The following is a 23,646-nucleotide window of genomic DNA, read 5'->3' as shown; positions in this document are numbered from 1 at the left end:
GGTTGTGCTCAGTATGCCAGAGGGCAGGGTCGTTTGACCAGTGGCAACCTGCCCCAGAGAGCATGCTGGCCTGCAAAATGCGGTTGCGGTTGGTGTGCGGCGGTGTCGACATATTGCCCTGCGGCGGGTCAATCGCCGCGCAACACCCGGGCGCAGCCCAGAAGTGCTGCGGAATCGCTCAGCACGACATGAATGGGTATGCCTTCGAGGATGTCCCGATAGGGGCCTTTGTTCGTGAAGGCATCGGAAAAGGTGGCGGTGGGGACGAAAGGTGCGATCGCACGGGCCAATCCGCCGATCAGATAGAGGCCACCCAGCGGAAGGTGCGCCAGCGCGATGTCGCCCGCGACGGTGCCAAGGATGTACAGATAGTGGTGCAGGGCTTCCTGCTCGGGGCCGCTGTCGGTGCGCTTTACGACTTCTTCCACTGTGGCGGCGCTCGACCCGCAAGCGGCGGCTATCTGCAACAGGCCGCGCCCGCACAGCGCCGCCTCGATCGGCAGGTGGTCGCCATGCCAGCCGAGCGCGCGGATCACCGGGTCCGGCAGGGCTGGCAACATCGGCAGGCGGGTGTGCCCGGTTTCGGACGCTGGCACAAAGAGCACGCTTTCCCGCTGGTGCACCACCGCGATGTTGCACCCGGTCCCGAGGCCGAGAACCAGCCGTGTCGCTTGGGCCGGTGCCGCACGCCCGGCGATCAGGCCGCGGGTATCTTCGGCGTTCAGATCGTCCAGCGCATGGCCCTGCGCCTGCAGGTCGTTCAGCAGATGCGCCCGCTCGACACCCAGCCTGCGCGCCAGATCGCGGCTGTCCAGGTGCCAGTCGAGATTGGTCAACTGGGCCGCCCCATCGCGTACCGGGCCCGCTGCACCGGCGCAAAGCGCGGTGATAGGTCCGGCCTCGTGCTCGGTCAGGAAACGCTTCGCCAATTCGACGAACCCGGCCGCGTCGGCATTGCGGTAGCTGCGCGTGGTTTGCGCGCGCAGATGTCCGCCCCGCGCCAGCCCGAACCGGGTATTGCTGGCTCCGACATCGGCCAGAAGCCAGGTTTCACTCATCGTCGCGCCAGCGCGCCATCAACCCGCGGGCGGCCTGTGCAAACATCACCACGTCGATGCCCACCGCCAGAAACTGTGCGCCCCAATCGCGGTAGGTTTGCGCGGTGTCGTGGTCGAGCGCGAGGATGCCCGCCGCCTTGCTTGATGCGGCAATGCGTCCCAACGCGTGTTTGATGACGGCGCTGACTTCCGGCGCGCTGCTGTCACCGGCATGGCCCATATCAGCGGCAAGGTCCGAAGGCCCGATAAAGACACCATCCACACCTACGACAGTCAGGATATCGTCCAGCGCGTCGATGCCCGCCCGCGTTTCGACCTGCACCAGCAGGCACATCTGGTCATTGGCGGTGCCGATATAGTCGGAGATCTCTGCAAAGCGCGACGCACGCGCCAGTGCCGCGCCAGAGCCGCGAATGCCCGCAGGCGGGTAACGCATGGCGCGCACGATCCGGCGCGCTTCCTCGGCGCTTTCCACCATCGGGATCAGCAGGGTCTGGGCCCCGATATCCAGCACCTGCTTGATCGCCCAGGTCTCGCCCATCGGCAGGCGGACAACGGGTGCGCTGTGTTTTCCGTCAAGCACCTGAAGCTGCGCCATGATCGTGCGCAGGTCGTTGGGGGCATGTTCGCCGTCGATCACAAGCCAGTCGAACCCGGCGGTGGCCAGCATTTCGGTGGGGTAGGGATCAGCGAATCCGGCCCAGCAGCCATATTGCATCTCGCCATTTGACAGGGCGGATTTGAAACGGTTCTTGGGGGCGGGCATAGGGTCTCCTTTGGTCGGTTCGGCCACAGCATAGAGCGCAGGGCGCGGGCTGGGAACGGTGCATGATAGCGTCAGGGGTGCGGGATCAGCGTCATATGCACCGCGATCGCCGCGAACATCAACAAGGTCAGGATCAGCATACGGCGACGATCGACGCGATAGCCGGGTGCGGACAGGAAGCTATGGAAGGCCGACAGTTGCTCTTGGATCGTGGGCCACATTCCGCCGCGCGCCTCTGCCCGTGCCCGAGCCACCCGTGAAATGCGAAAGAGGCTGAGAAAAAACTGCGCCGCCCATATGGCGAATATGATGCCCGTCAGAACGAACCAGAAAATCGAAATAGCGGGCACTTGGCCTCTCCGAAGCGGCGTGAGATAGATGTGACTTTAACAGACAGGCGCTACGACGAAAGCATGTACACCCTCGCCACATCACGTAATCTGCAGGATTTTCCGCCCTGTCTGTTCTGCCCGGTGGCCGAGCCCGACGGGCCGGCGTTTCGATTGATGCGGCGCAACGCGTGGTGCGCCTTCGTGCACCATGCCCTGACCCGGCGGATCTCTGGCACATGAATGAACATCTGAAAGGCGTTGTCATCACTGCGCTCGGCGTTCTGCTCGTCGTGCCTGACAGTCTCTTTGTGCGGCTGATCGTGGCAGATCCCTATACCATCGCCTTCTGGCGTGGCGCGATTGCCGGGGCGCTCATTCTCACTGGAGTGCTGATTTTTCAGGGGCTTGGGGCATTTCGTGCCGTCGCACGCACCGGTTGGCCCGGAGTGATCTACACTGCCTTGTTGAGCTGTACCGCCTCGGGATTCGTGATCGCGGTCAGCCTGACCAGTGTCGCAAATGTCGTCTTTATCTTTGCATCCATCCCGATTTTTGCGGCCTTGATGAGCCGTGTCTTTCTGGGCGAACCGATCCAGCGCCGCATGGTGCTGACGATGATTCCGGTCCTGGCGGGGTTGGGGTTGATCGCTTACGGCTCGCAGGGAAATCAGATCTCGACGTGGCAGGGCGATCTGGTGGCACTGTTGGTGTCTGTCGCGTTTGCCGGGGCGTTGACCTCGGTACGCAAGGTCAAGGCAACCTCGATGATCCCCGCCATCCCGTTTGCCTACCTGGTCGCCGCCAGTGTGATGTTGCTCTTTGCCGAACCGGGAACCGCAATGCCAAGTCAATGGCACCTCGTTGTGCCGCACGGCATGTTCATCGCGCTGTCGACCTGTCTACTGACGATGGGACCGCGCTATATCAGCTCGGCGGAAGTGTCGCTGCTGATCTTGCTGGAATCGGTACTGGCGCCATTGCTGGTCTGGGCCGTGGTGGGCGAGGATCCGGGCGCCTGGGCGATCATCGGTGGCGCGGTGGTGATCGGGGCGCTGCTGGTGTCCAACCTGCTGGCGCTACGGCGCCGGCGGCCGGTCGGCGCATAGGCCCCGGGCGCAGAGAAAATTCTGCGAAATTTTTAATGCAGGGCCGCTGCGGCGACGAAAGCTGTCTTGGAAATACGCAGCCGAGAGTGTCAGAACGTCACTTCGACACCGGGCAATTTCAGCGCCTTCAGCAGATCACGCAGTTCCTGCCGCGCGGCCACGTTCGAGATGTTGAGCTGCTTGACCCCCACATCCTTGAGGTCGAGCAGCGTGAGACCGCGCGGAAAAAGTTCGCGGAAGATCACCCGCTCGTTGAACCCGGGCGCGATGCGAAAGCCGATGCGCTTGGCCAGGTTCTCCAGCGCGGCGCCCATCTTTTGCTTGTTCACCATCTGCTGTGCGCCCATGCGGTTGCGTACGACGATCCAGTCAATCGGCTTAAGCCCGGCCTGCGCGCGCAATTGGCGCGCGTTCCAGACCATTTCGGAATACACAGATGGTTTGAGCACCTTGGTGGCGTTGGCGTCGACATGTGCCAGCAGATCGAAATCCACGAAACTGTCGTTCAGCGGCGTGATCAGCGTATCGGCAAGGCTGTGCGCTACCTGACTGAGCCTTGTATGCGAGCCGGGGCAGTCGATCACGATGAAATCGCTGCCCGGCTCCAGCTGCGCCACTGCCTCTGAAAGGCGGCGGTCATAGACGTTTTCGCCGGGATTCAGGCTGGACTGGTCGACCTCGGGCAGGTCGTGATAGTGCGGGCTGGGCAGATCGAGGCCGGATTTCTCAATAAATTTCTGACGGTTGTCGATATAGCGGCCGAATGTCTTTTGCCGCAGATCGAGATCGAGCGCACTGATCTGGTGGCCCATCCGCGCCAGCGCGGTCGCCACGTGCATCGACACGGTCGATTTGCCCGCGCCGCCTTTTTCATTTCCGACGACAACGATATGCGCCATGTCCCGCACCCCTTATGCTGCGCCGTCATGCGCGGCGCTTGGCGGCACGTTACCGCGCGCCGCGAAATTTTGGAAGGGCGACGCGACTTCCCGCGCCGCCGCGATGTCAGCTTTTCATACTGTCCCAGAAGGACTTCACCGAGTGAAAGAAGCTTTTGCTCTCGGGGTTGTTGTCTTCTGACAGGGCTTCGAATTCGCGCAGCAGCTCTTTCTGCTTTGACGTCAGGTTCACTGGTGTCTCTACGGCCAGTTCAATGAACATATCGCCCATCCCGCCGCCCCGCAGGGCTGGCATGCCCTTGCTGCGCAGGCGCATCTGGCGGCCCGACTGGCTGCCAGCGGGAATCTTCACCCGGCTGCGGCCACCATCAATCGTGGGCACTTCGATATCACCGCCCAGTGCTGCGGTCGTGACCGACACCGGCACGTTGCAGAACAGGTTCACGTCTTCGCGCTCGAACAGGGGGTGTTTGGCAACCTCTATGAAAATATAGAGATCCCCCGGAGGGCCGCCGCGCATGCCGGCTTCGCCCTCGCCCGAAAGGCGGATGCGCGTGCCGGTTTCGACCCCTGCGGGAATGTTCACGCTGAGCGCGCGATCCTTTTCCACACGGCCTTGGCCGCCGCAGGCGTTGCACGGGTTCTTGATGATCTGGCCCATGCCCGAACATGTGGGGCAGGTCCGTTCCACGGTAAAGAAACCCTGTTGCGCGCGCACCTTGCCCATGCCCGAACAGGTCGGGCAGGTGGTCGGTTCGGCGCCGCCTTCGGCCCCGGTCCCATCACAGGACGAACAGGCCACCGAGGTGGGCACGTTGATTGTCTTCTGCAGCCCGGTATAGGCTTCTTCCAGCGTGACGCGCATGTTGTAGCGCAGGTCAGAGCCGCGTGCAGCGCGTCGGCCACCGCCGCCACCGCGTGCGCCCATGAAATCGCCGAAAAGATCGTCGAATACGTCCGAGAAGGCACTGGCAAAATCGCCTTGCCCGCCGCCGGGGCGCTGTCCGCCGCCGCCCATCCCGCCTTCAAAGGCAGCATGGCCGAACCGGTCATAGGCGGCCTTCTTTTCGGCATCCTTCAGGACGTCATACGCTTCACCCGCCTCCTTGAACTGAGCCTCGGAGTTCGGGTTGCCCTTGTTGCTGTCGGGATGCAGCGCCTTGGCCTTCGCGCGGTAGGCTTTCTTGATTTCCTCCGCCGAGGCCCCTCTGGAAATGCCGAGCACTTCGTAATAGTCGCGTTTGGCCATTCGAGAACTCCTTTCCTCGAACCGTCAGGGGCCGGGCGTTGGACCCGGCCCCTGCAAGTTCTAAGCGGCGCTTAGCTGCGCTTGTTGTCGTCGAGGTCCTCGAAATCGGCGTCGACGATATCGTCGTCACCGGGTCCGGCGGCTTCGTCAGCGGCTTTGGGGCCGTCTTCAGCCTCTTCGGCGCTGGCCTTGTAAATGGCCTCGCCCAGTTTCATCGCCGCTTCGGTGACGTTCTGGATGCCGGACTTGATCTTGGAAGTGTTGTCGGTTTCCAGCTCGTCCTTGAGCGCGGCAATGGCCAGCTCGATCGCTTCGATCGTGGTCGGGTCCACCTTGTCGGCGTGCTCTTCCATCGACTTCTCGGTCGAGTTGATCAGGCTTTCGGCCTGGTTCTTGGCTTCTACCAGCTCGCGACGTTCCTTGTCGGCCTCGGCATTCTCTTCGGCGTCGCGGACCATCTTTTCGATGTCCTCGTCCGACAGACCACCCGATGCTTGAATGGTGATCTTCTGCTCTTTGCCGGTGCCTTTGTCCTTGGCCTGGACCGACACGATACCGTTGGCGTCGATGTCGAACGTGACTTCGATCTGCGGCATGCCGCGCGGCGCGGGCGGGATGTTCTCCAGGTTGAACTGGCCGAGCATCTTGTTGTCCGCAGCCATTTCACGCTCGCCCTGGAACACCCGGATCGTCACGGCGTTCTGGTTGTCCTCGGCGGTCGAGAAGATCTGGCTCTTGTTCGTCGGGATCGTCGTGTTGCGATCAATGAGGCGCGTGAACACTCCACCCAGAGTCTCGATGCCGAGGCTCAGCGGCGTCACGTCGAGCAGCACCACGTCCTTGACGTCGCCCTGCAGGACGCCGGCCTGAATGGCGGCACCCATGGCCACGACCTCATCAGGGTTGACGCCCTTGTGGGGTTCCTTGCCGAAGAACTTGGTCACTTCCTCGATGACGCGGGGCATACGGGTCATACCACCGACCAGAACGACTTCGTCGATCTCGCTGGCCGAAATGCCGGCATCCTTGAGCGCAGCCTGACACGGCTTGATCGACGCCTTGATCAGATCGCTCACCAGGCTCTCAAGCTTGGCGCGGGTCAGCTTCATGACCATGTGCAGTGGCGAGCCGTCCGAACCCATCGAGATGAAGGGCTGGTTGATCTCGGTCTGGCTGGAGGAGCTGAGCTCGATCTTGGCTTTCTCGGCAGCTTCTTTCAGACGCTGCAATGCCATCTTGTCTTTGGTCAGATCGACGCCGTGCTCTTTCTTGAACGAGTCCGCCAGATAGTTGACGATCCGCATGTCGAAATCTTCACCGCCGAGGAACGTATCACCGTTGGTCGACTTCACTTCGAACAGGCCATCGTCGATTTCGAGGATGGTCACGTCGAAGGTACCGCCGCCAAGGTCATAGACCGCGATGGTGTGCGTTTCCTGCTTGTCCAGGCCATAGGCCAGTGCGGCTGCGGTCGGCTCGTTGATGATGCGCAGCACTTCGAGACCGGCGATCTTGCCGGCGTCTTTGGTCGCCTGACGCTGGGCGTCGTTGAAGTAGGCAGGGACGGTGATGACGGCCTGCGTGACCTCTTCGCCGAGATAGCTCTCGGCCGTTTCTTTCATCTTGCCGAGGATGAAGGCACTGATCTGGCTGGGCGAGTATTTCTCACCGCGGGCCTCGACCCATGCGTCGCCATTGCCGCCGTCGATGACGTTGAACGGCATGTTCTTCTTGTCTTTGGCCAGATACGGATCGTCCGCGCGGCGGCCGATCAGACGCTTGACACCAAAGACGGTGTTTTCCGGGTTGGTCACAGCCTGGCGCTTGGCCGGCTGACCGACGAGGCGCTCGTTCTCTGTGAAGGCGACGATCGACGGTGTCGTGCGCGCCCCTTCGGAGTTTTCGATGACGCGTGCCTGGCTACCATCCATGATGGCAACGCAGCTGTTGGTGGTTCCGAGGTCAATACCAATGACTTTGGCCATGTTTTATCCCTTTCTCTTCAGGCGATGATGCGAGGCCCGACCCGTTACGGCATCCCGGCCCCGATGGTGATGGGTGATACCGCCGGACTGTTTCTGGCGGCGCTTCTCGGCGTATATAGGGAGCGCATCTGCGCCCTGCAAGCGCCGCAACGGGACGGATTTGGCAGATTCGTGTAAAATTCGGACCGGCCGCCCGTGTATTGCGCAAATGCAACTGGTACGGGGCGACGACAACGGAGGCGGCGACATGGCAGAAACCAGCATCATCCTGCGCGGATTTCGCATCCTTCCGGAATATCTGGACCGGGCGGCGCAAACCTCGCTGGTAGAGGATCTGCGCACCGTCCTGCGCGCCGCGCCGCTGTTTTCGCCGCAGACGCCCCATGGCAAGCCGATGACCGTGCGCATGACCTCTGCCGGGCGCTATGGCTGGGTGTCGGACCGCTCGGGTTATCGTTACGCGTCGCGGCACCGCGAGGGCATGGCATGGCCTGCGATCCCGGCATCGGTGCTGGCGCTCTGGCGCAGCTTGGTCAGCGATGCCCGCGATCCTGATTGTTGCCTGATAAACTATTACGGCGAGGGCGCCCGGATGGGGCTGCACCAGGACCGTGACGAGGCCGATTTCAGCTGGCCGGTACTGTCGATCTCGCTGGGCGACGAGGGGCTTCTGCGGATCGGCAACCGGACGCGCGGCGGCAAGACGGAATCGATCTGGCTGCGCTCGGGCGACGTGGTGGTGATGGGCGGAGAGGCGCGGCTGACCTATCACGGGGTGGACCGGATCAGGTTCGCCAGCAGCACGCTCTTGCCGCAGGGCGGACGGATCAACCTGACGCTGCGGGTGGTCGACTGACGTGCGGGCGAACGCGTTGCGCGCAGCGGACGCAGGGCTGGCAAGTTCCGCGGGGCTAGACGAAGCGCTCAACCAGTGCCCGGCAATGCTTGGGCGGCACCGCCTGACAGGTACCGAGGTTCATCCGAGTTCAGGCTGCCAAAACTGACTTCACATTCGCGGCGTGCACCCGCTCATAGGGTTCGAAATAAATGAGCGCTCCGCTTTCGATATCACTAGCAACAAATTCTGATAACTTAAGCGTCGCCAAATCTGGCTCGTTTCGGCAGCGCAATAGTTTTTCGACGTAGTTTCGGGTCGCGTCTATGAACGACGGATCATAACCGCCGCCAGCAATTCGGTCGAAAGCACCGTGACTGGGCAGGATTTTCTGGATGTCCCATGAGGCAAGGCGCTCCAGTTCTGCACAATGCACTTCGAGTCGATCCGGCTCGGTCACAAAAGTGACTGTGTCTTCCAGTGTATCGCCAGCAAGCAGTAGTCGTGTTTGGGGCAAATACATTGTGAGTCCATCAAAGCTGTGGACGTCCAAGGGCCGCAGCTCAACGCCGATGTTGCCGACCGATAGCTCCATGACACCGTCAAAAACCGTGGTTGGCATAACCAATGGGGAAATTGGTGGAGTTGCCTTTGCGAAGGCCTCTTGGTTGTCGCGAAGTGCCTGCGCACATTTCTCACTGGTAATGATTTCGCAATCAGCGAAGACTTCGGTTCCGGCAACGTGATCCTTGTGGTGATGACTAAGTACGACACGAATCGAGGTGACGCCCCGGCGGTCGAGTTCGTCCCTTATCGCCCGTGCATGTTTAATGGAAATACTGGTGTCGTAAACCAATGCTTCGCCCTGATCGAGTATCGCGAAATTGGCAAATCCAAGCGAAAATGCACCGTCGTCCAACCAGTTTTTCTCATTTGAATGCAGGCGAAGGCCGTCGATCCGGCCATCGTAGAACGCGAGAACATTGGGCGAGATTTCCAAAACGCGTAGGTTTGAAATCGATACTGGCATCTTGGTTCCCTCGAAGTTTGGCTGCTTTTGACGAACTGATGATCGACATGACCTGAATGAACTGTTCAGCTATCCGCTTCAAGCTGCTCCGTTTCAATTTGCATGGCAGCAACTTTCGTCCGCAAGGGCTTGGAGCGGACAATGGCTGTATCCCGCGCCAAGCTTCGCAGCGCGGATACCGCTCACGCCGGGGCCTGGCCACGGGAAGCGGGTGCTGTCTGCGGATTTCCGAAACGTCTGGAGTTCACGGCACCCGGTGCTGACCCTCAACCTTCCTTTGTGACGTTCATCTGATGCGGATAGGGGATCGAGATGCCGCCCGCGTCAAAGGCTTCCTTGATCTGTTTGGTCAGCCCGAATTTCAGGTCCCAGTACTCAGCCGCGTCGCACCATAGCCGTGCGGTTATGTCGACCGAACTGTCGCCGAGATTCGTCACCCGCACCCAGGGTTCGGGATCGGAGTGAATGCGGTCCTCGGCCCGCGCATGGTCCAAGATGATCTGCATCGCCTTGTCCGCACTGTCGTCGTAGTCGATACCGAAGGTCAGATCTAGGCGGCGGGTCTGGTGATGTGAGTAATTGGTGATCACCGACCCCCAGGCCCGTCCGTTCGGCACGATGATCTGCACGTTGTCGGGGGTCGTCAGTTCGGTAAAGAACAACGTGACCTCCTTCACGGTGCCGCCGGTGCCGCCGATATCCACAAACTGTCCCTGTTTGTAAGGCTGAAAGACCACCAGCATGATCCCCGCCGCCAGATCAGACAGTGTTCCCTGCAACGCCATGCCGATGGCCAGCGTGGCCGCGCCCATCACAGCGACAAGGCTGGTCGCCTCGATGCCGAACAGGCCCAGCACGGCCATCAGCACCATCAGGCGGACGACCCATGTGATCACCGTGGCGGCAAAGTTGCCCAGCATCTGATCGATGCGTTCGTGGCTGTTGACCTGGCGGCGCACGAAACGCCCGATCAGGCCCGCGACGATCCAGCCGATGACAAGGACGATCAGTGCCTTGACCGCGTTGATCACCAGCGGGCCATAAAGCGCCGCTTCCTCAAAGAATTCTTCCATTGTTACGCGCTGTCCCTATGTTCCTTATCCCGCCATCGTACTACGGCGGGTTTTACCCGCAACGCATGAAAAAGGCCCGGGGTTCCCCCCGGGCCTCGTGATGCGGTGCGATGGACGTTACTTTTTCAGCGAGTCGCGGATTTCCATCAGGATATCAAGCTCGGACGGGCCGGGTGCCGGTGCGGGCTCCGCCTCTTCCGTACGCTTGGCACTGTTAACTGCCTTGACCAGCATGAAAACCACGAAGGCGATGATCAGGAAGTTGATCACGGCCATGATGAACCGGCCAACCGCAAAGACCGCTGCGCCTGCCTCTTCGGCTTGGGCAAGGGTCGCGTAATCGCCGCCGCCCAGGACGAAGAAGAGCTCGGTAAAGTCGACACCGCCCATGAAGAGGCCGATGATCGGGTTGATAAGATCAGCCACGAGCGAGCTGACGATAGCGGTGAAGGCCGCGCCGATGATGATACCCACGGCCATGTCCATGACATTGCCTTTGGCGATAAAATCTTTGAATTCCTTGATCATGTCTGTCCCTTTTTTGCGTTTCTGGCCCGCACCACCGATTCGAAGCGCACGGTTGAATGTGTATGCCTTAATTTTGCTCAGGTTCGCATGGGAAAGCACGGTGGGTTTTCCCGTGTGACGCAGCGTAACCCGGTCGCGCGAGCGAGAAAAGAAGCGCGAGGCATTTCATACGCTGTGACCACTGGCCAAACGGGTCAGGTCGTTTTTGTGCCAAGAGCCGTCGAAACGCGGCAGACGTGGGCCGTCCCTGGGATAATCTGACCGCATGGACAGCCGTTTTCATCTGGCCCGTACTGACCGGCGGGCGCTGAAATCCGACGTGGTGCCTGAATAGGGCCTGCCGCGCTTGTGCGTGATGCTTGCCCTTTTTGCCCCACCTGACGGACCTGCCCCATGACAAACCCGCCTCTGCGCCTTGCCATAGATATTGGCGGCACGTTTACCGACACCGTTTTGATGGAGGGCGCAGGCGATATCCTTGCCTCCACCAAAACGCTGACGACCCATGCCGATCCATCCCAAGCAGCACTTTCCGGGGCGGCGCGCGCTCTGGAGCAGGCCGGGCGCGCCTTCGACCAGGTGACGGGGTTCGTGCATGGTACGACGCTGGCAACCAATGCGCTGATCGAGCGGCGCGGGGCCAAGGTGGCGACGGTCACCACCGAGGGGTTTCGCGACATTTTGGAAATCGCCTACGAGCGGCGCTACGACCAGTATGACATCATGCTGGAAAAGCCCGATCTGCTGGTGCCGCGCGACCTGAGTTTTACCGTAACCGAGCGGATGGATGCCGCTGGCCGGGCGCTGACCGCGCTTGATCCGGCATCGGTTGGCGGCGTGATCGAAAGCCTGCGGGCCGCCGGGGTCGACGCTCTGGCGATCTGCCTGATGCACGCCTATGCCAACCCCGCCCACGAGCTGGCATTGCGCGATGCGGTGCAGGCGGCATTGCCTGACCTGTCGATCTCTCTGAGTTCCGAAGTCAGCCCCGAAGCGCGCGAGTTCGACCGGCTTTGCACCACCGTCGCGAACGCGTATATCCAGCCGCTGATGTGCCGGTATCTCGACGGGTTCCGCCAGAGTTTCGCGCAGGCAGGCGTGCGCTGCCCGGTACTGATGATGACGGCGGGGGGCGGCATGACGACGATCCAGACGGCGATGCGCTTTCCCATCCGGCTGGTGGAATCGGGCCCGGCAGGTGGCGCCATTCTGGCCGCAAGGATCGCGGCAGAGGCCGGTCTGGACGAGGTGTTGTCATTCGATATGGGCGGAACCACGGCCAAGCTGTGCCTGATCGACGGTGCCCGCCCGCAAACCGCGCGCCAGTTTGAAATCGCGCGCGCGGCGCGCTTCATCAAGGGCAGCGGCATGCCCGTGCGCATCCCGGTGATCGAGATGATCGAGATCGGGGCGGGCGGCGGGTCGATCGCGGCGGTGGATCGGTTGGGGCGGTTGACCGTGGGACCGCAAAGCGCCGGATCCGAGCCGGGACCGGCCGCTTACGGCAATGGCGGGACGCATGCGACGGTGACGGATGCCGATATCGCACTGGGTTACATCCGGCCCGAGAACTTTGCCGAAGGCAGGTTCCAGATTGACCGCCATGCAGCCGAGGCAGCACTGACGGCAGAGATCGGCAGCGCGCTGGGGCTGGAGGCTGGCGATGCGGCGGACGGTGTCAGCCGGATCGTGGACGAAAGCATGGCAAGCGCCGGGCGTATGCACGCGGTCGAGTCCGGCAAGGATCTGGGCGCGCGTACGATGATTGCCTTTGGTGGCAACGGTCCGCTGCACGCCACTCGTGTGGCACGCAGCGCCGGGATCACCCGTGTGGTGGTGCCACCCAATCCAAGCGTCGGATCGGCGGTCGGGTTCCTCTTTGCGCCGGTGGCCTTCGAGATCGTGCGCAGCCACTATGCGCTGCTCGAAAGCCTCGATCTGGCGGGGCTCAATACCCTCTTGGATGCGATGAGCGCCGAGGCCCGCGCGCTCGTCCGGCTGGGCGCGCCGACAGGGCCGCTGGAACTGCGGCGCGCGGCGTTCATGCGGTATCACGGGCAAGGGCACGAGATCGAGATCGCCTTGCCGGTCCGGGCGCTGGACGCAGACGATATCCCCGGCCTGCAAGAGGCGTTCGAAGCGGCCTACAGGGTGCAGTTTTCCCGCCCCGTGCCGGGCATGCAGATCGAGATATTGAACTGGTCGGTGGCGGTCAGCACAGTTTCCGACACGGTGCCCGGCAGGCCCTCCGCCGCCGCGCCCCGTGATCGCGCGGGCGACACCCATGTGCCGATCATCTGCGACGTGGATGGCAGCCCGCAACAGGCGCAGGTCAACGAACGCGCCACGCTGGCCCCCGGCGACCGGATCACCGGCCCAGCCCTGATCACCGAGCCGCAGACCACGACGCTGGTCAGCCGCGATTTCATCTGTTGCGTCGATGGGTCCGGCAATCTGGTGCTGGAACGGCAGAACCACGGAGCAAACCCATGACCGATCACAGCCCGGCCCGCCTGCAAGTCATGTGGAACCGCCTGCTGGCGGTGGTCGAGGAACAGGGCCAGACCCTGATCCGAGCCGCCTTCAGCCCGATCGTGCGCGAGTGCGGCGACATTTCTGCAGGCATCTTCGACCTTCAGGGCCGGATGATGGCGCAGGCCGTGACCGGCACGCCTGGCCATATCAATACGATGGCCGAGGCAGTGCTGTCCCTGCGCGAGCGGTTCGGGGTTCAGACCATGCGCCCGGGCGATATCTACATGACCAACGATCCCTGGATGGCCTCGGGGCATCTGAACGATTTCCTGTTGCTGATGCCCGCGTTCCGGGGCGGGCGCGTGGTTGGCTTTACCGCCTGCACATCGCACCTGGTGGACCTCGGCGGGCTGGGCATGGGGCCGGAAGGGTCGGACATCTATGACGAGGGGCTTTTAATCCCGCCTTGCAAGCTGGTGGACGCGGGCGAGATCAACGCCCTGCTGATGGATATCGTGCGCGCCAACAGCCGCGAACCGACGGCGAACGAGGGCGATATCTATGCGCTGATCGCTTGCTGCGAAGCGGGCGTGGCGCGGCTGGTCGGCATGATGGACGACTTTGGGCTGGATGATCTGGGCGTGTTGTCGGATTTCATCATCGACACGTCACGGCGCGGCACGGTCGCGGCAATCGGCGAGGTGCCCAACGGGGTCTACACCAACATGCTGCGCGTCGACGGCTACGAGGCCGAGATCGAACTGCACGGGACCCTGACCGTCACCGACGATGCGTTGCATCTGGACTTCACCGGCACCTCCAGCTGCTCGTCCAAGGGGATCAACGTGCCGCTGAATTACGCAACCGCCTATGCGGTCTTTGCGATGCGCTGCATCATCGGGCACGACATCCCCAACAATGCGGGGTCGCTCGCGCCGTTCACGGTCAGCGGGCCGCCGGGCTGTATCCTGAACGCTCAACACCCCGCACCAGTGGCGATGCGGCACACGTTGGGGCAGATGACGCCTGATTTGGTGCTGGGCTGCCTCTATCAGGCGTTGCCTGATCGCGTCCCGGCAGAGGGGGCATCCTGCATGTTCGATCTGCCCTTGCGCCACACGGCAGAAGGCGCGCGGACAGGCGGGCGCGAGTTTGCCGTCGAGTTGGTGCACAATGGCGGTACCGGTGCGCGGCCCGGAGCGGACGGCCTGTCGGCCACTGCCTATCCCTCGGGCGTCTATGGCAGTCAGGTGGAAATCACAGAAGCGGTGGCACCTGTCACCATCTGGCGGCGCGAATTGCGCGCCGATAGTGGTGGTGCGGGACAGTATCGCGGCGGTCTGGGCCAGCGGATCGAAATGACATCGGCGATTGACGCGCCGTTTCTGGTGTTTCTGTCGCTGGAGCGGCTGAAGAACCCCGCGCGGGGCCGTGCGGGCGGTCTGCCGGGGCTGCCGGGGCGGGTGCAGGTGACGGGGCGCGCAGATGACATTCCCGGCAAGGGAGAGCTGCGCGTCGCCCCCGGCGAGCGTCTGATTTTTGACACACCGGGCGGCGGCGGTTTCGGCCCGCCCGCCGCGCGCGACCCTGCGGCGCTGGCTCGCGACTTGGCGCGTGGTATCGTCACCAACGAGGGCGCGAAAGCCTATGGAGGCACGCCATGATCCGGGCGGTCGAAAACGTGCAGGCCATGGCTGCCTACACGCTGGCCGACACAGGCGGGGCAGGTATGACCTCACTGGCCCAGAACGAGAACGCCTTTGCCCCCAGCCCGCAGGCCATCGCGGCGGGCAAGGCCGCGCTGCGTGCCGCGCCGCTCTATCCCGATCCCGATTGGGCCGACCTGCGTGCGGCGATCACCGGGGCGCATGATTTGCCGCCGGGCGACATCCTGTGCGGCGCGGGCTCGATGGAACTGATCGGCTGCCTGATCCGCGCCTTTGCCGGGCCGGGTGACGCCGTTCTGGGCACGGCATATGGCTATCTCTTTGCCCGCACCGCAGCCGCTCAGGCAGGGGCGGATTTCGTGGCCGTGCCGGAGCCGGATTTTACCGTCTCGGTGACACTCCTGCTTGAGGCGGTCACGCCTGCGACGAAAATCGTGTTTGTCTGCAATCCCGGCAATCCGACCGGCACGCGCCTGCCGGGGGCCGAACTGATCCGCCTGCGCGAGACATTGCGGGACGACATCCTGCTGATCGTCGATCAGGCCTATGCCGAGTTCGACCCGCAGGATCCTGCCGGTGTTTTTGCGCTGGTGGCGCGCGGCGATACTGCCGTCATCCGCACCCTGTCCAAGGCTTACGGTCTGGCCGGGTGCCGGGTCGGCTGGGGGCTGTTCCCGTCCGGCGTGGCAGTACAGATGCGCAAGTTGATGAACCCCAACAATGTTTCGGGCGTGGCGCAGGCGATGGCCGCCGCCGCACTGCGCGACCCTGCTTATATGCGCGATGTGGTGGTGCGCACGGCGGCGCTGCGCGACGGGGCGGCCGCACGACTGCGCGCGATCGGGCTGGGGGTCCCGCACAGCCACACCAATTTCATCCTGATCCCGTTTCAGGATGCACAGGAAGCCGCGCAGGCAGATGCGGCCCTGCGCGCGGCGGGCCTGCTGTTGCGCGGCATGGCAGGCTACGGCCTGCCGCATTGCCTGCGCGCGACCATCGGCCCGGCAGAGGTGATGACCCGGCTCTGCGATGTATTGCAGCGTTTCATGGAGGGCAGGCGATGAGCCAGAGCCGCAAGACGAAGATCGGCGTGTTGGTGCCCTACACCAACACCAATCTGGAGCCGGACATGATGCGGCTCTGCCCGGCAGGCTGCACCATGCATTTTCAGCGGCTGGGCGGCTATGATGTGGACAAGGTGCCGGGATCCGACCAGATGGCCGGGCTCGGGGCCTCGGATATCGGCCATGATCTGGCGATGATCGCAGGCGTGCGCCCGGCGGTCGTGCTCTATGGCTGCACTTCGGCCACGCTGACGCATGGTCGCAGTTTTGACCGCGATCTGGCGGCGCGGATCAAGGCGGGATCGGGCGCGCTGTCATTGACGGCGGCAGGGGCGCTGCTGCGGGCGCTGGGCGCGCTGGGGGTGCGCCGGATCGGCTTTGCTTCGCCCTATGTGGGGCAGATCAACACCGAGGCGGTGGCATTTCTGGCAGGCGCGGGGTTCGAGACCGTGCATTGCCACGATATCGGTCGCGAGCTGAGCAATTATGGACAGGGCGAACTGACGCCTGACGAGGTCTATGCGCTGGCGGTTGCGGCCGACCATCCGGACGCCGAGGCCATCGTGCTGAGCTGCACCGACATGCGGAGCGTCGAGGTCATTTCCCGCGTCGAGGCCGCGCTGGGCAAGCCGGTGGTCACGTCCAATCAGGCGATGGTGTTTGCCCTGATGCAGGACCTGGGGCTGACGCGCGAGGCACAGCATCCGGGGGCGCTGTTTGATCGGTTGTGAAGGGCGAGGGGCTTTCGCGATTTCCCTGACTCGGGAAATCGTAACTGGCATTAGTTGGCCGATGAACCGGTTCGGGGTGGTTTGCGGAGCTTCGCTGCGGTCTGCAATAAGGTCTGCTCAGCGAACGAAGCGGACGCAAAATGCAGTTTGATCAAGGCTTGCCTTATAAACCGCACCAGTAGCAGCCGTTTTCACCGGCGACAAAATCGTGAGGATTTTGTCCGGTCAGCAAAGCTGAAATATGGGCCAGTTACATGCCTGAGTGCGGCGGGGTAATCTTGGGAATGGAAACCTGATTAAACCCCAGTTGTTGGCTGTGGAGAAAAAGGGTTTGCCAGTAGCGCAATGCTCCTGGCAAACTCTTTTCCGAGCTGGTTTCAGCTTTGCTTACGCTTGCGGCGCTTCGCAGAGGCGAGCGCACCTAATGCTCCAACAAGCATCAGACCAGTGGCCGGTAGTGGCACAGGAGTAACGGGAGCAGTGGACGAGATGGCACCAACGGCGTCGATGTCAGCCCCTGAATAGACGCCGCCACTTGGCCCCGAATTGGGATCGTCAATAATCCGGACATAGCTGTAGGCTGCGCCGCTTACGACACCTGTCACCCCGTCGATGTCGATGCTCGTCGGCTGACCAGAGAGTCTTCCCAGGTCGATCCAGTCAACTGTGTTTGTCGATATTGAGATGAGCATGGCCTCAACGGCGTCGCCAATTTCGAATACGTGAAGGTCGGCGCTACTGTCGCCCGATGTCGTAAGCGCGTTATCGGTAAACTGCAGCACTATGGACCCGCCCTGACCCAGTGAGACGTACCCGTCACAGTCCCCACCAGTGAAGTTGGGAATACCAACAGCCTCGCTGGTATCTTGACAGCCCCCAGTGCCAGGGAATCCGCCTCCCGGATTGTAACTTACGACGGAGTCGGCGAATGATATCGGGCCATCGGGAAAATCAATCCCGCCGATTGTAGCGGCAGAGGCACCAGCCCCCAATCCCGCGCAAACACCTGCCACGGCAAAAAGCCTAAGTAAATTCATTGCGTATTTTCCCCCAGAAAAATCGTTAAAAAACGGCAGCCCCAAAGCGGACCACCGGCGATGCATAAGCTTGCATTAATGGGATGATCAAATCAAGGGTGCTTCAATTTAGCTGAGCCGTGAGCTTTGAATCACATGTATTCTTCGGACTTTCGCCAGCAGGTGCATGACAAAATGCATGTCAGCACACAGGCCTGGAATATACGGCGTCAGCGCCTCGGCATGACGAAGTGGCGGGGCTGCCAGAAATAGACAGGTGTTCTCGTGCCAAGAGCCCTTGTCACAATTTGGTTTGCTTTACAGGTTCCTGATCTGGGCACTGAAAACGGCCACTCGTGCAAAGCGCTGCATGTGTTGCATTGACCTCTGAACGGAAATTCGCCGCATATTGAGTAGAGGTCGGCTGGGGCACCACCAGCCCGCGGGTGCCGCGACCTCGACATGGTGGGTCAGAACCGGCAGTTTGACCGTACGAACCGTACAATCCCCGGCCAGCGAGAGATAGGTAAGGCGCAGCGCCGCCGAGGCGCCGTTTGCCGCGCTGCTGGCCTGGTTCATCCTGTCGGAATGGCCCGCTGCGGCCAGATGGGCAGACGGGGTGTTGGTGATGGGCGGCAGATCAGTCGGGCAGCGTGCCTTCGAGCACATAGCGCAGGATCGCCACCACCTGATCGGGGGTCCGGGCCACGGCGAGTGCTGCGGCATCCACTTCTTTCAGCGCGTGGTCATGCTCCGGCGGTTGCAGGATGATCAGGGATTTGCCCAGGGCGGCTGCGTAGCCCGCATCAAACGCTGCGTTCCACTGCTTGTACTTGTCGCCGAAACGGACCACGACCACATCGGCCTCTTCGATCCCCTTGCGGGTGCGGATCGCGTTGATCATGGCGCCCTTGTGATCGTGCCAGTATTTGTTGTCCTCGGCCCCGAGGATAGCCACGCCACAATCATCGCTCGCGCCGTGGTCGGTCACCGGCGCGGAGAACACGACGCTGAGCCCTTCGGCACCTCGGGCGATTTCATCACGCCAGTCGGTGTGGATTTCGCCGGACAGATAGACGCTGAGCATTTTGTATCTCCTTCTGGGTGGCGCGTGCGTTGCACCAACTTTCAGTCTGATTTCTACCTGTCAAAGGGGTAGAAACATCGTGACCTTGTTACCTTCTTGACCTGAGAGCCGCCAGCCCAGACTCCGATAGAACGCCTGAGTTTCGGTCATGTCCTTGTGCGTTCCGAGATGGATTTCAGAATGCCCCGCAATGCGGGCGGCGTCCACTGCGGCGCTGATCAATGCGCGGCCAATCCCGCGGCTTGAGGCATCCGGATCAACGGCGAGGTTCATCAAGTGTGCTTTGGCCGCCTGGAGCGAGTAGATGACACCCCCTACCACCCGGCCATTCAGCTCGGCCACATTTGCCGAATAGGCTGAAATTTCATCGGCAATACCGACGTCGACAGGGGGCAGCGCCAATCCCTGCGCCCGATAAGGCGCGTAGGCGGCGCGGATCACCTCGGTCAGCGCCGCCGCATCGGCGGGCACGGCGGCGCGCAGGGACGCGCCGGCCGCGGATTTAGCCACGCAGCGTGCCGCCGGTCGCCTTGGCAACCTTTTCGATGATCTTGGCCGAGACAGCTTCGATGTCAGTGTCTTTGAGCGTGGCATCGGTCGGTTGCAGGCGCACGGTCACGGCGAGGGATTTCTTGCCCTCACCAAGGCTGCCGCCGATAAATTCGTCAAAGACGCGCACATCGCTGATCAGCGCCTTGTCAGCACCGGCGGCGGCGTTGACCAGCGTCAGCGCCTCGACATCCGCATTGACGACAAAGGCGAAATCGCGTTCGACGGCCTGCAGGTCGCTGCTGGTCAGCGCACCGCGATTGGCGGTGGCGTTGCGCGGCAGCGGCACTTCGGCGGGCCAGATCGTAAAGCCGACGGCGGGGCCTTTGACATCCAGCGCGCGCAGAACGCGCGGGTGCAGCTCGCCGAAAACGCCAAGCACCTTTTTCGGGCCGAGGCAGATCATGCCGTGACGGCCCGGATGCCACCACTCGGGCGCGCCGCGCAGGATCTGCACCTTGGCCGGGGCACCGATGGCCGCAAGCAGCGCCTCGACATCGGCCTTGGCATCATAGAGATCGACGGCGCGAGAGGTGCCGTGTACATCCTTCGGGCCGGTTCGCCCGACCAGAATACCCGCGACCTGCATGTGCTGTTCGCCCGGCTCGCCACCATGAAACGCATGGCCTGCCTCGAACAGCGCCATGTCCATCTGGCCGCGCGCCTGATTGCGGGCCGCCGCCTGCAGCAGACCGGGCAGCAGCGCGGGGCGCATGTGGCTCATGTCACTGCTGATCGGGTTGGCCAGCATCGTGGCATCGTCGCCACCGCCAAACAGCGCGGCGCTGGCGTGGTCGATAAAGCTGTAGGTCACGCATTCATTGTAGCCCAGCGCCGCCGCCGTGCGCCGCGCGATCTGCTCGCGCCGCTGCGGGATCGACAGCACCGGCTTCGGCACGCCCGTCTGCGCGCGGGGCAGCGGACGGCCCTTCAGCTTGGTAAGGGATGCGACGCGCGCCACCTCTTCGACCAGATCGGCCTCGCCGTGCACGTCCGGGCGCCAGGACGGCACATGCGCCATGTTCCCTTCGAGCCGGAAGCCGAGCGCGGTCAGCGTCTGGCGCTGTTCGCTTTCGGGGATGTCCATGCCAACGAGCGATTGCACGCGCGCCGGCACCAGTTTGAACGCGCGAGAGACATCGGGAACCTTGCCCGCGACCACCACGTTGGAGGCCTCGCCGCCGCAAAGATCAAGGATCATCTGCGTCGCCAGTTCGATCGCCTCCATGTTGAACGCAGGGTCGATGCCGCGCTCATTGCGATACCGGGCGTCCGAATTGATTTTGAGCGCACGGCCGGTGGTGGCGATCTGAACGGTGTCCCAATACGCAGCCTCCAGAAACACATCAGTCGTGTCATGGGTGCAGCCGGTCTGCAGCCCGCCCATGATGCCCGCGATGCTCTGAACGCCGTTATCGTCCGAGATCACGACCATGCCGGGATCGAAGCTGTATTCCTTTTCATCCAGCCCCATCAGGGTCTCGCCGCCCTTGGTGCGGTGAATGCGCAGATCGCCGGCAACCTTGCCCGCGTCAAAGACGTGCAGCGGGCGGTTGCGGTCAAAGGTGAAGAAGTTCGTCACATCCACCAGCGCCGAGATCGGGCGCAGGCCGATGGCACGCAGCCGCGATTGCAGCCAGTCGGGGGAAGGGCCGTTTTGCACGCCGCGTATGAGCCGCCCGGCAAAGACCTCGCAGCCGTTTTCGCGAGTGTCGTCGTCAATGGTCACGCCGATGGGGCAGGGGAACTGGCCTTTGACCTCTGCCTCGGGGGCGGGTTTCATCCGGCCCAGCCCACGGGCGGCCAGATCGCGGGCGATGCCGCGCACACCCAGTGCATCGGGGCGGTTGGGGGTGATGGCGATCTCGATCACCGGGTCGACCTTTGCCGGGTCGTTGCGCGCCAGCCAGTCGATGAACCGCTCGCCCACTTCGCCAGAGGGCAGTTCGATGATGCCGTCATGCTCCTCGCTCAGTTCCATCTCGCGTTCCGAGCACATCATGCCGTAGCTCTCGATGCCGCGGATCTTGCCAACGCCGATGGTGGTGTCGATGCCGGGCACATAGGTGCCGGGCTTGGCAATCACGGCCGTGATGCCTTCCCGCGCGTTGGGCGCACCGCAGATGATCTGCAACTGGCCCGCGTCGGTTTCGACCTGACAGACACGCAGGCGGTCGGCATCCGGGTGTTGTTCGGCGTGGATCACCTTGCCAAGGGTAAAGTCGGCCAACCGCGCGGCGGGGTCCGCCACCCCTTCGACCTCAAGGCCCAGATCGGTAAGGGCATAGGTGATCTCGTCCACAGTGGCGGTGGTGTCGAGATGGTCTTTGAGCCAGGAAAGCGTGAATTTCATGTGCCGTCATCCGCAGGTCATTATGGGTTGTCCTGCATCTAACGGATAGAGCGCCGGGGGGGAAGGGTTGAGGCTGTCGCTGCGGGCCTTCGTCCGGAATAAAGGCGAAGCCGCCGGACGAGCGCCTAGCCCGTTCGGGCGGGCTGGCGCTTTGGATGGGTTATGCATCACTCGGATGTCGGAGGTGCTTGGCTGGCATAAAGTGCATCTCACAACCGGAGCAGCGCCACCCCACGGGCAGTCGCACGTCCGGTTTGGGGCAGCGAAGAAGTGATTTTTTTCGGCGGCGGCGGCGGTGGTGTTGAGATGGCCCTAGAGACAGGAGAGAGTGAATTCCATGGAATCTCTAATTTTTAGCCTTCTGCAAAGGGCGTTTGAGGTTCAACTTGACCCCGAAATGACCTTCGCTTTCGGCATCTCTCCAACCGCCAACGATTTTGGCGCGGACTTGTGCTAGTGGCAGACTGGCATCTATACTCTGAAGTTCACTACGATAACTCGCGGCGTCTTCGCGCGCGAGATACCCAACCAACCTCTTCCCAATTTTAACTGCGACAGCATTTTCATCGTGTGGATTGTTGTTCTCGCATTCAAGCGTAGCCATGCATTCGTACTTTGCTGAATACTGGCCTTTCCCGCCAACAATTTTTTCGATGTTGTCTTGGTAGCTGGCTTCGCCGACAATCGCATGTGTGTAGCCACGGGTATGAGCCAACTCAATACAAGGCAGCAGCTCTGCTTTCCCAAGTATTTTGTTGAGCCATCTCACCGGCTCAACCCACCCCGCAGCGTCGGTACATCCAGCGCGGCGAACCCGTAATGCCGCAGCCAGCGCAGGTCAGAATCAAAGAATGCCCGCAAATCCGGAATCCCGTATTTCAGCATCGCGATCCGGTCGATCCCCATGCCAAAGGCAAAGCCCTGCCATTCGTCCGGGTCCACGTTGCCCGCGCGCAGCACATGCGGGTGCACCATGCCCGACCCGAGGATTTCGAGCCAGTCGTCGCCGGTCCCGACCTTCAGGGTGCCACCCTCCCAAGAGCAGCGGATATCGACCTCGGCAGAGGGTTCCGTGAACGGAAAATGCGACGCGCGGAAACGCAGCTCGACATCGTCCACTTCAAAGAATGCCTTGACGAATTCCTCCAGCACCCACTTGAGGTTTGCCATCGAAATGTCCTTGTCGATGGCCAGCCCCTCGATCTGGTGGAACATCGGCGTGTGGGTCATGTCGTAATCGGCGCGGTAAACGCGGCCCGGCGCGATGATGCGGATAGGTGCGCCCTGTTCCTGCATGGTGCGGATCTGCACCGGGCTGGTATGGGTGCGCAGGACATGCGGCGGGCGCTCGTCCCCCTCGGCGCGATGGGTATAGAACGTGTCCATCTCGGCCCGCGCGGGGTGGTGGCCGGGGATGTTAAGTGCGTCAAAATTGTACCAGTCGCTCTCGATCTGCGGGCCTTCGGCCACGGCAAAGCCCATGTCGGCAAAGATTGCGGTCACTTCTTCGGTCACCTGGCTGACCGGATGGATCGTGCCCTGACGGCGCGGGCGCACGGGCAGCGTCACATCGAGCCATTCACTGCGCAGCCGCTCGTCCAGTGCGTGATTGGCCAGCGCCTCTTTCTTGGCGGCCAGCGCGCTGGCGATCTCGTCCTTGAGCGCGTTCAGCCTTGGCCCGGCGACCTGCCGCTCTTCCGGCGTCATGCGGCCCAACTCGCGCATCTGAAGGCTGATTTCACCCTTCTTGCCGATGGCCTGCACGCGCAGATCCTCCAGTGCGGATTCGCTGCCAGCATTGGCAATCAGGTCAATGTATTTGTCGCGCAGATCATCCATCGGG

General features: G+C 62.4%; 23 protein-coding genes. 7 read left to right on the top strand and 16 right to left on the bottom strand.

The window, feature by feature from the left end; translation table 11 throughout:
* Positions 1-128: 128 nt before the first annotated feature.
* The 3 genes from O3306_RS04865 to O3306_RS04855 form a co-directional block, all read right to left on the bottom strand.
* Positions 129-1,058, bottom strand: coding sequence for a glucokinase (locus O3306_RS04865; protein ID WP_272004084.1), 930 nt, complete (start codon positions 1,056-1,058; stop codon positions 129-131).
* Positions 1,051-1,824: an HpcH/HpaI aldolase/citrate lyase family protein gene (locus tag O3306_RS04860; protein WP_272004081.1), complete on the bottom strand. Its 774-nt coding sequence runs from the start codon at positions 1,822-1,824 to the stop codon at positions 1,051-1,053. Before O3306_RS04860 ends, O3306_RS04865 begins: the two co-directional genes overlap by 8 nt.
* Before the next feature lie 71 nt (positions 1,825-1,895).
* Positions 1,896-2,174: a hypothetical protein gene (locus O3306_RS04855; RefSeq protein WP_272004078.1), complete on the bottom strand. Its 279-nt coding sequence runs from the start codon at positions 2,172-2,174 to the stop codon at positions 1,896-1,898.
* Positions 2,175-2,237: 63 nt separating this feature from the next.
* On the opposite strand from O3306_RS04855, the gene O3306_RS04850 reads away from it, so the two are divergent.
* Together O3306_RS04850 and O3306_RS04845 are read left to right on the top strand one after the other, a co-directional pair.
* Positions 2,238-2,396 carry a hypothetical protein gene (locus O3306_RS04850; RefSeq protein ID WP_272004076.1) on the top strand — a complete coding sequence of 53 codons (159 nt, stop codon included), beginning with the start codon at positions 2,238-2,240 and terminating at the stop codon, positions 2,394-2,396.
* Positions 2,393-3,262 carry a DMT family transporter gene (locus tag O3306_RS04845; protein WP_272004073.1) on the top strand — a complete coding sequence of 290 codons (870 nt, stop codon included), beginning with the start codon at positions 2,393-2,395 and terminating at the stop codon, positions 3,260-3,262. Before O3306_RS04850 ends, O3306_RS04845 begins: the two co-directional genes overlap by 4 nt.
* An 89-nt stretch (positions 3,263-3,351) precedes the next feature.
* On the opposite strand, the gene O3306_RS04840 is transcribed toward O3306_RS04845, so the two are convergent.
* The 3 genes from O3306_RS04840 to dnaK form a co-directional block, all read right to left on the bottom strand.
* Positions 3,352-4,161: a division plane positioning ATPase MipZ gene (locus tag O3306_RS04840; RefSeq protein WP_272004071.1), complete on the bottom strand. Its 810-nt coding sequence runs from the start codon at positions 4,159-4,161 to the stop codon at positions 3,352-3,354.
* 106 nt (positions 4,162-4,267) lie between these two features.
* A complete protein-coding gene (dnaJ, locus tag O3306_RS04835) occupies positions 4,268-5,410 on the bottom strand; it encodes a molecular chaperone DnaJ (RefSeq protein ID WP_272004069.1) in 1,143 nt (380 codons plus the stop codon).
* Between the two features lie 71 nt (positions 5,411-5,481).
* Positions 5,482-7,395: a molecular chaperone DnaK gene (dnaK, locus tag O3306_RS04830; protein WP_272004067.1), complete on the bottom strand. Its 1,914-nt coding sequence runs from the start codon at positions 7,393-7,395 to the stop codon at positions 5,482-5,484.
* A 247-nt stretch (positions 7,396-7,642) separates the two neighbouring features.
* Between dnaK and O3306_RS04825 the strand changes: the two genes are divergently transcribed.
* A complete protein-coding gene (locus O3306_RS04825; RefSeq protein WP_272004064.1) occupies positions 7,643-8,251 on the top strand; it encodes an alpha-ketoglutarate-dependent dioxygenase AlkB family protein in 609 nt (202 codons plus the stop codon).
* 130 nt (positions 8,252-8,381) lie between these two features.
* Here O3306_RS04825 and O3306_RS04820 read toward each other — a convergent pair whose 3' ends face one another.
* The 3 genes from O3306_RS04820 to mscL form a co-directional block, all read right to left on the bottom strand.
* Positions 8,382-9,260: an MBL fold metallo-hydrolase gene (locus O3306_RS04820; RefSeq protein WP_272004062.1), complete on the bottom strand. Its 879-nt coding sequence runs from the start codon at positions 9,258-9,260 to the stop codon at positions 8,382-8,384.
* A gap of 266 nt (positions 9,261-9,526) precedes the next feature.
* Complete coding sequence (locus O3306_RS04815) at positions 9,527-10,333, bottom strand: mechanosensitive ion channel family protein (RefSeq protein ID WP_272004058.1); 807 nt, start codon at positions 10,331-10,333, stop codon at positions 9,527-9,529.
* Positions 10,334-10,450: 117 nt separating this feature from the next.
* Positions 10,451-10,861 (bottom strand): large conductance mechanosensitive channel protein MscL, encoded by a 411-nt coding sequence (gene mscL / locus O3306_RS04810; protein ID WP_272004054.1) that lies wholly within the window; start codon positions 10,859-10,861, stop codon positions 10,451-10,453.
* Positions 10,862-11,254: 393 nt separating this feature from the next.
* Between mscL and O3306_RS04805 the strand changes: the two genes are divergently transcribed.
* The 4 genes from O3306_RS04805 to O3306_RS04790 are packed head-to-tail and all read left to right on the top strand — an operon-like array spanning position 11,255 to position 16,798.
* The gene (locus O3306_RS04805; RefSeq protein WP_272004051.1) at positions 11,255-13,354 is read left to right on the top strand and encodes a hydantoinase/oxoprolinase family protein; all 2,100 of its coding nucleotides are present in this window, start codon (positions 11,255-11,257) and stop codon (positions 13,352-13,354) included.
* Positions 13,351-15,000, top strand: a complete 1,650-nt coding sequence (locus O3306_RS04800; protein ID WP_272004050.1) for a hydantoinase B/oxoprolinase family protein — start codon at positions 13,351-13,353, stop codon at positions 14,998-15,000. Before O3306_RS04805 ends, O3306_RS04800 begins: the two co-directional genes overlap by 4 nt.
* Positions 14,997-16,067 (top strand): pyridoxal phosphate-dependent aminotransferase, encoded by a 1,071-nt coding sequence (locus O3306_RS04795; protein WP_272004048.1) that lies wholly within the window; start codon positions 14,997-14,999, stop codon positions 16,065-16,067. Before O3306_RS04800 ends, O3306_RS04795 begins: the two co-directional genes overlap by 4 nt.
* Entirely contained in the window at positions 16,064-16,798 is a 735-nt protein-coding gene (locus O3306_RS04790; protein ID WP_272004047.1) for a maleate cis-trans isomerase family protein, read from the top strand. Before O3306_RS04795 ends, O3306_RS04790 begins: the two co-directional genes overlap by 4 nt.
* Positions 16,799-17,175: 377 nt before the next feature.
* Here O3306_RS04790 and O3306_RS04785 read toward each other — a convergent pair whose 3' ends face one another.
* The 7 genes from O3306_RS04785 to pheS all read right to left on the bottom strand — a co-directional run bounded on the left by O3306_RS04785 (position 17,176) and on the right by pheS (position 23,642).
* A complete protein-coding gene (locus tag O3306_RS04785) occupies positions 17,176-17,580 on the bottom strand; it encodes a VPLPA-CTERM sorting domain-containing protein (RefSeq protein WP_272004044.1) in 405 nt (134 codons plus the stop codon).
* A 552-nt stretch (positions 17,581-18,132) separates the two neighbouring features.
* Entirely contained in the window at positions 18,133-18,393 is a 261-nt protein-coding gene (locus O3306_RS04780; protein ID WP_272004041.1) for a hypothetical protein, read from the bottom strand.
* Positions 18,394-18,454: 61 nt separating this feature from the next.
* Complete coding sequence (locus O3306_RS04775) at positions 18,455-18,901, bottom strand: YtoQ family protein (protein ID WP_272004038.1); 447 nt, start codon at positions 18,899-18,901, stop codon at positions 18,455-18,457.
* Positions 18,902-18,961: 60 nt separating this feature from the next.
* Positions 18,962-19,495, bottom strand: coding sequence for a GNAT family N-acetyltransferase (locus O3306_RS04770; RefSeq protein WP_272004036.1), 534 nt, complete (start codon positions 19,493-19,495; stop codon positions 18,962-18,964).
* Positions 19,404-21,803 (bottom strand): phenylalanine--tRNA ligase subunit beta, encoded by a 2,400-nt coding sequence (gene pheT, locus O3306_RS04765; protein WP_272004034.1) that lies wholly within the window; start codon positions 21,801-21,803, stop codon positions 19,404-19,406. The genes O3306_RS04770 and pheT overlap by 92 nt, the downstream gene beginning before the upstream one ends.
* Positions 21,804-22,149: 346 nt before the next feature.
* Positions 22,150-22,572, bottom strand: coding sequence for a hypothetical protein (locus tag O3306_RS04760; RefSeq protein WP_272004032.1), 423 nt, complete (start codon positions 22,570-22,572; stop codon positions 22,150-22,152).
* Positions 22,569-23,642, bottom strand: coding sequence for a phenylalanine--tRNA ligase subunit alpha (gene pheS, locus O3306_RS04755; protein WP_272004178.1), 1,074 nt, complete (start codon positions 23,640-23,642; stop codon positions 22,569-22,571). Before pheS ends, O3306_RS04760 begins: the two co-directional genes overlap by 4 nt.
* Between the last annotated feature and the right edge of the window lie 4 nt (positions 23,643-23,646).

Source organism: Roseovarius sp. ZX-A-9 (assembly GCF_028369135.1).
GTDB lineage: Bacteria > Pseudomonadota > Alphaproteobacteria > Rhodobacterales > Rhodobacteraceae > Roseovarius.
The sequence above is the reverse complement of the archived record's forward strand: the minus strand, read 5'-3'. Positions and strand labels throughout refer to the sequence as shown.

Excerpts from the sequence above, each read along its gene's own strand:
- O3306_RS04865 (WP_272004084.1), bottom strand. The coding sequence starts at position 1,058 with ATGAGTGAAACCTGGCTTCTGGCCGATGTCGGAGCCAGCAATACCCGG.
- O3306_RS04860 (WP_272004081.1), bottom strand. The coding sequence starts at position 1,824 with ATGCCCGCCCCCAAGAACCGTTTCAAATCCGCCCTGTCAAATGGCGAG.
- O3306_RS04850 (WP_272004076.1), top strand. The coding sequence starts at position 2,238 with ATGTACACCCTCGCCACATCACGTAATCTGCAGGATTTTCCGCCCTGT.
- O3306_RS04845 (WP_272004073.1), top strand. The coding sequence starts at position 2,393 with ATGAATGAACATCTGAAAGGCGTTGTCATCACTGCGCTCGGCGTTCTG.
- O3306_RS04840 (WP_272004071.1), bottom strand. The coding sequence starts at position 4,161 with ATGGCGCATATCGTTGTCGTCGGAAATGAAAAAGGCGGCGCGGGCAAA.
- dnaJ (WP_272004069.1), bottom strand. The coding sequence starts at position 5,410 with ATGGCCAAACGCGACTATTACGAAGTGCTCGGCATTTCCAGAGGGGCC.
- dnaK (WP_272004067.1), bottom strand. The coding sequence starts at position 7,395 with ATGGCCAAAGTCATTGGTATTGACCTCGGAACCACCAACAGCTGCGTT.
- O3306_RS04825 (WP_272004064.1), top strand. The coding sequence starts at position 7,643 with ATGGCAGAAACCAGCATCATCCTGCGCGGATTTCGCATCCTTCCGGAA.
- O3306_RS04820 (WP_272004062.1), bottom strand. The coding sequence starts at position 9,260 with ATGCCAGTATCGATTTCAAACCTACGCGTTTTGGAAATCTCGCCCAAT.
- O3306_RS04815 (WP_272004058.1), bottom strand. The coding sequence starts at position 10,333 with ATGGAAGAATTCTTTGAGGAAGCGGCGCTTTATGGCCCGCTGGTGATC.
- mscL (WP_272004054.1), bottom strand. The coding sequence starts at position 10,861 with ATGATCAAGGAATTCAAAGATTTTATCGCCAAAGGCAATGTCATGGAC.
- O3306_RS04805 (WP_272004051.1), top strand. The coding sequence starts at position 11,255 with ATGACAAACCCGCCTCTGCGCCTTGCCATAGATATTGGCGGCACGTTT.
- O3306_RS04800 (WP_272004050.1), top strand. The coding sequence starts at position 13,351 with ATGACCGATCACAGCCCGGCCCGCCTGCAAGTCATGTGGAACCGCCTG.
- O3306_RS04795 (WP_272004048.1), top strand. The coding sequence starts at position 14,997 with ATGATCCGGGCGGTCGAAAACGTGCAGGCCATGGCTGCCTACACGCTG.
- O3306_RS04790 (WP_272004047.1), top strand. The coding sequence starts at position 16,064 with ATGAGCCAGAGCCGCAAGACGAAGATCGGCGTGTTGGTGCCCTACACC.
- O3306_RS04780 (WP_272004041.1), bottom strand. The coding sequence starts at position 18,393 with ATGAACCAGGCCAGCAGCGCGGCAAACGGCGCCTCGGCGGCGCTGCGC.
- O3306_RS04775 (WP_272004038.1), bottom strand. The coding sequence starts at position 18,901 with ATGCTCAGCGTCTATCTGTCCGGCGAAATCCACACCGACTGGCGTGAT.
- O3306_RS04770 (WP_272004036.1), bottom strand. The coding sequence starts at position 19,495 with ATGCCACGCTCAAAGACACTGACATCGAAGCTGTCTCGGCCAAGATCA.
- pheT (WP_272004034.1), bottom strand. The coding sequence starts at position 21,803 with ATGAAATTCACGCTTTCCTGGCTCAAAGACCATCTCGACACCACCGCC.
- pheS (WP_272004178.1), bottom strand. The coding sequence starts at position 23,642 with ATGGATGATCTGCGCGACAAATACATTGACCTGATTGCCAATGCTGGC.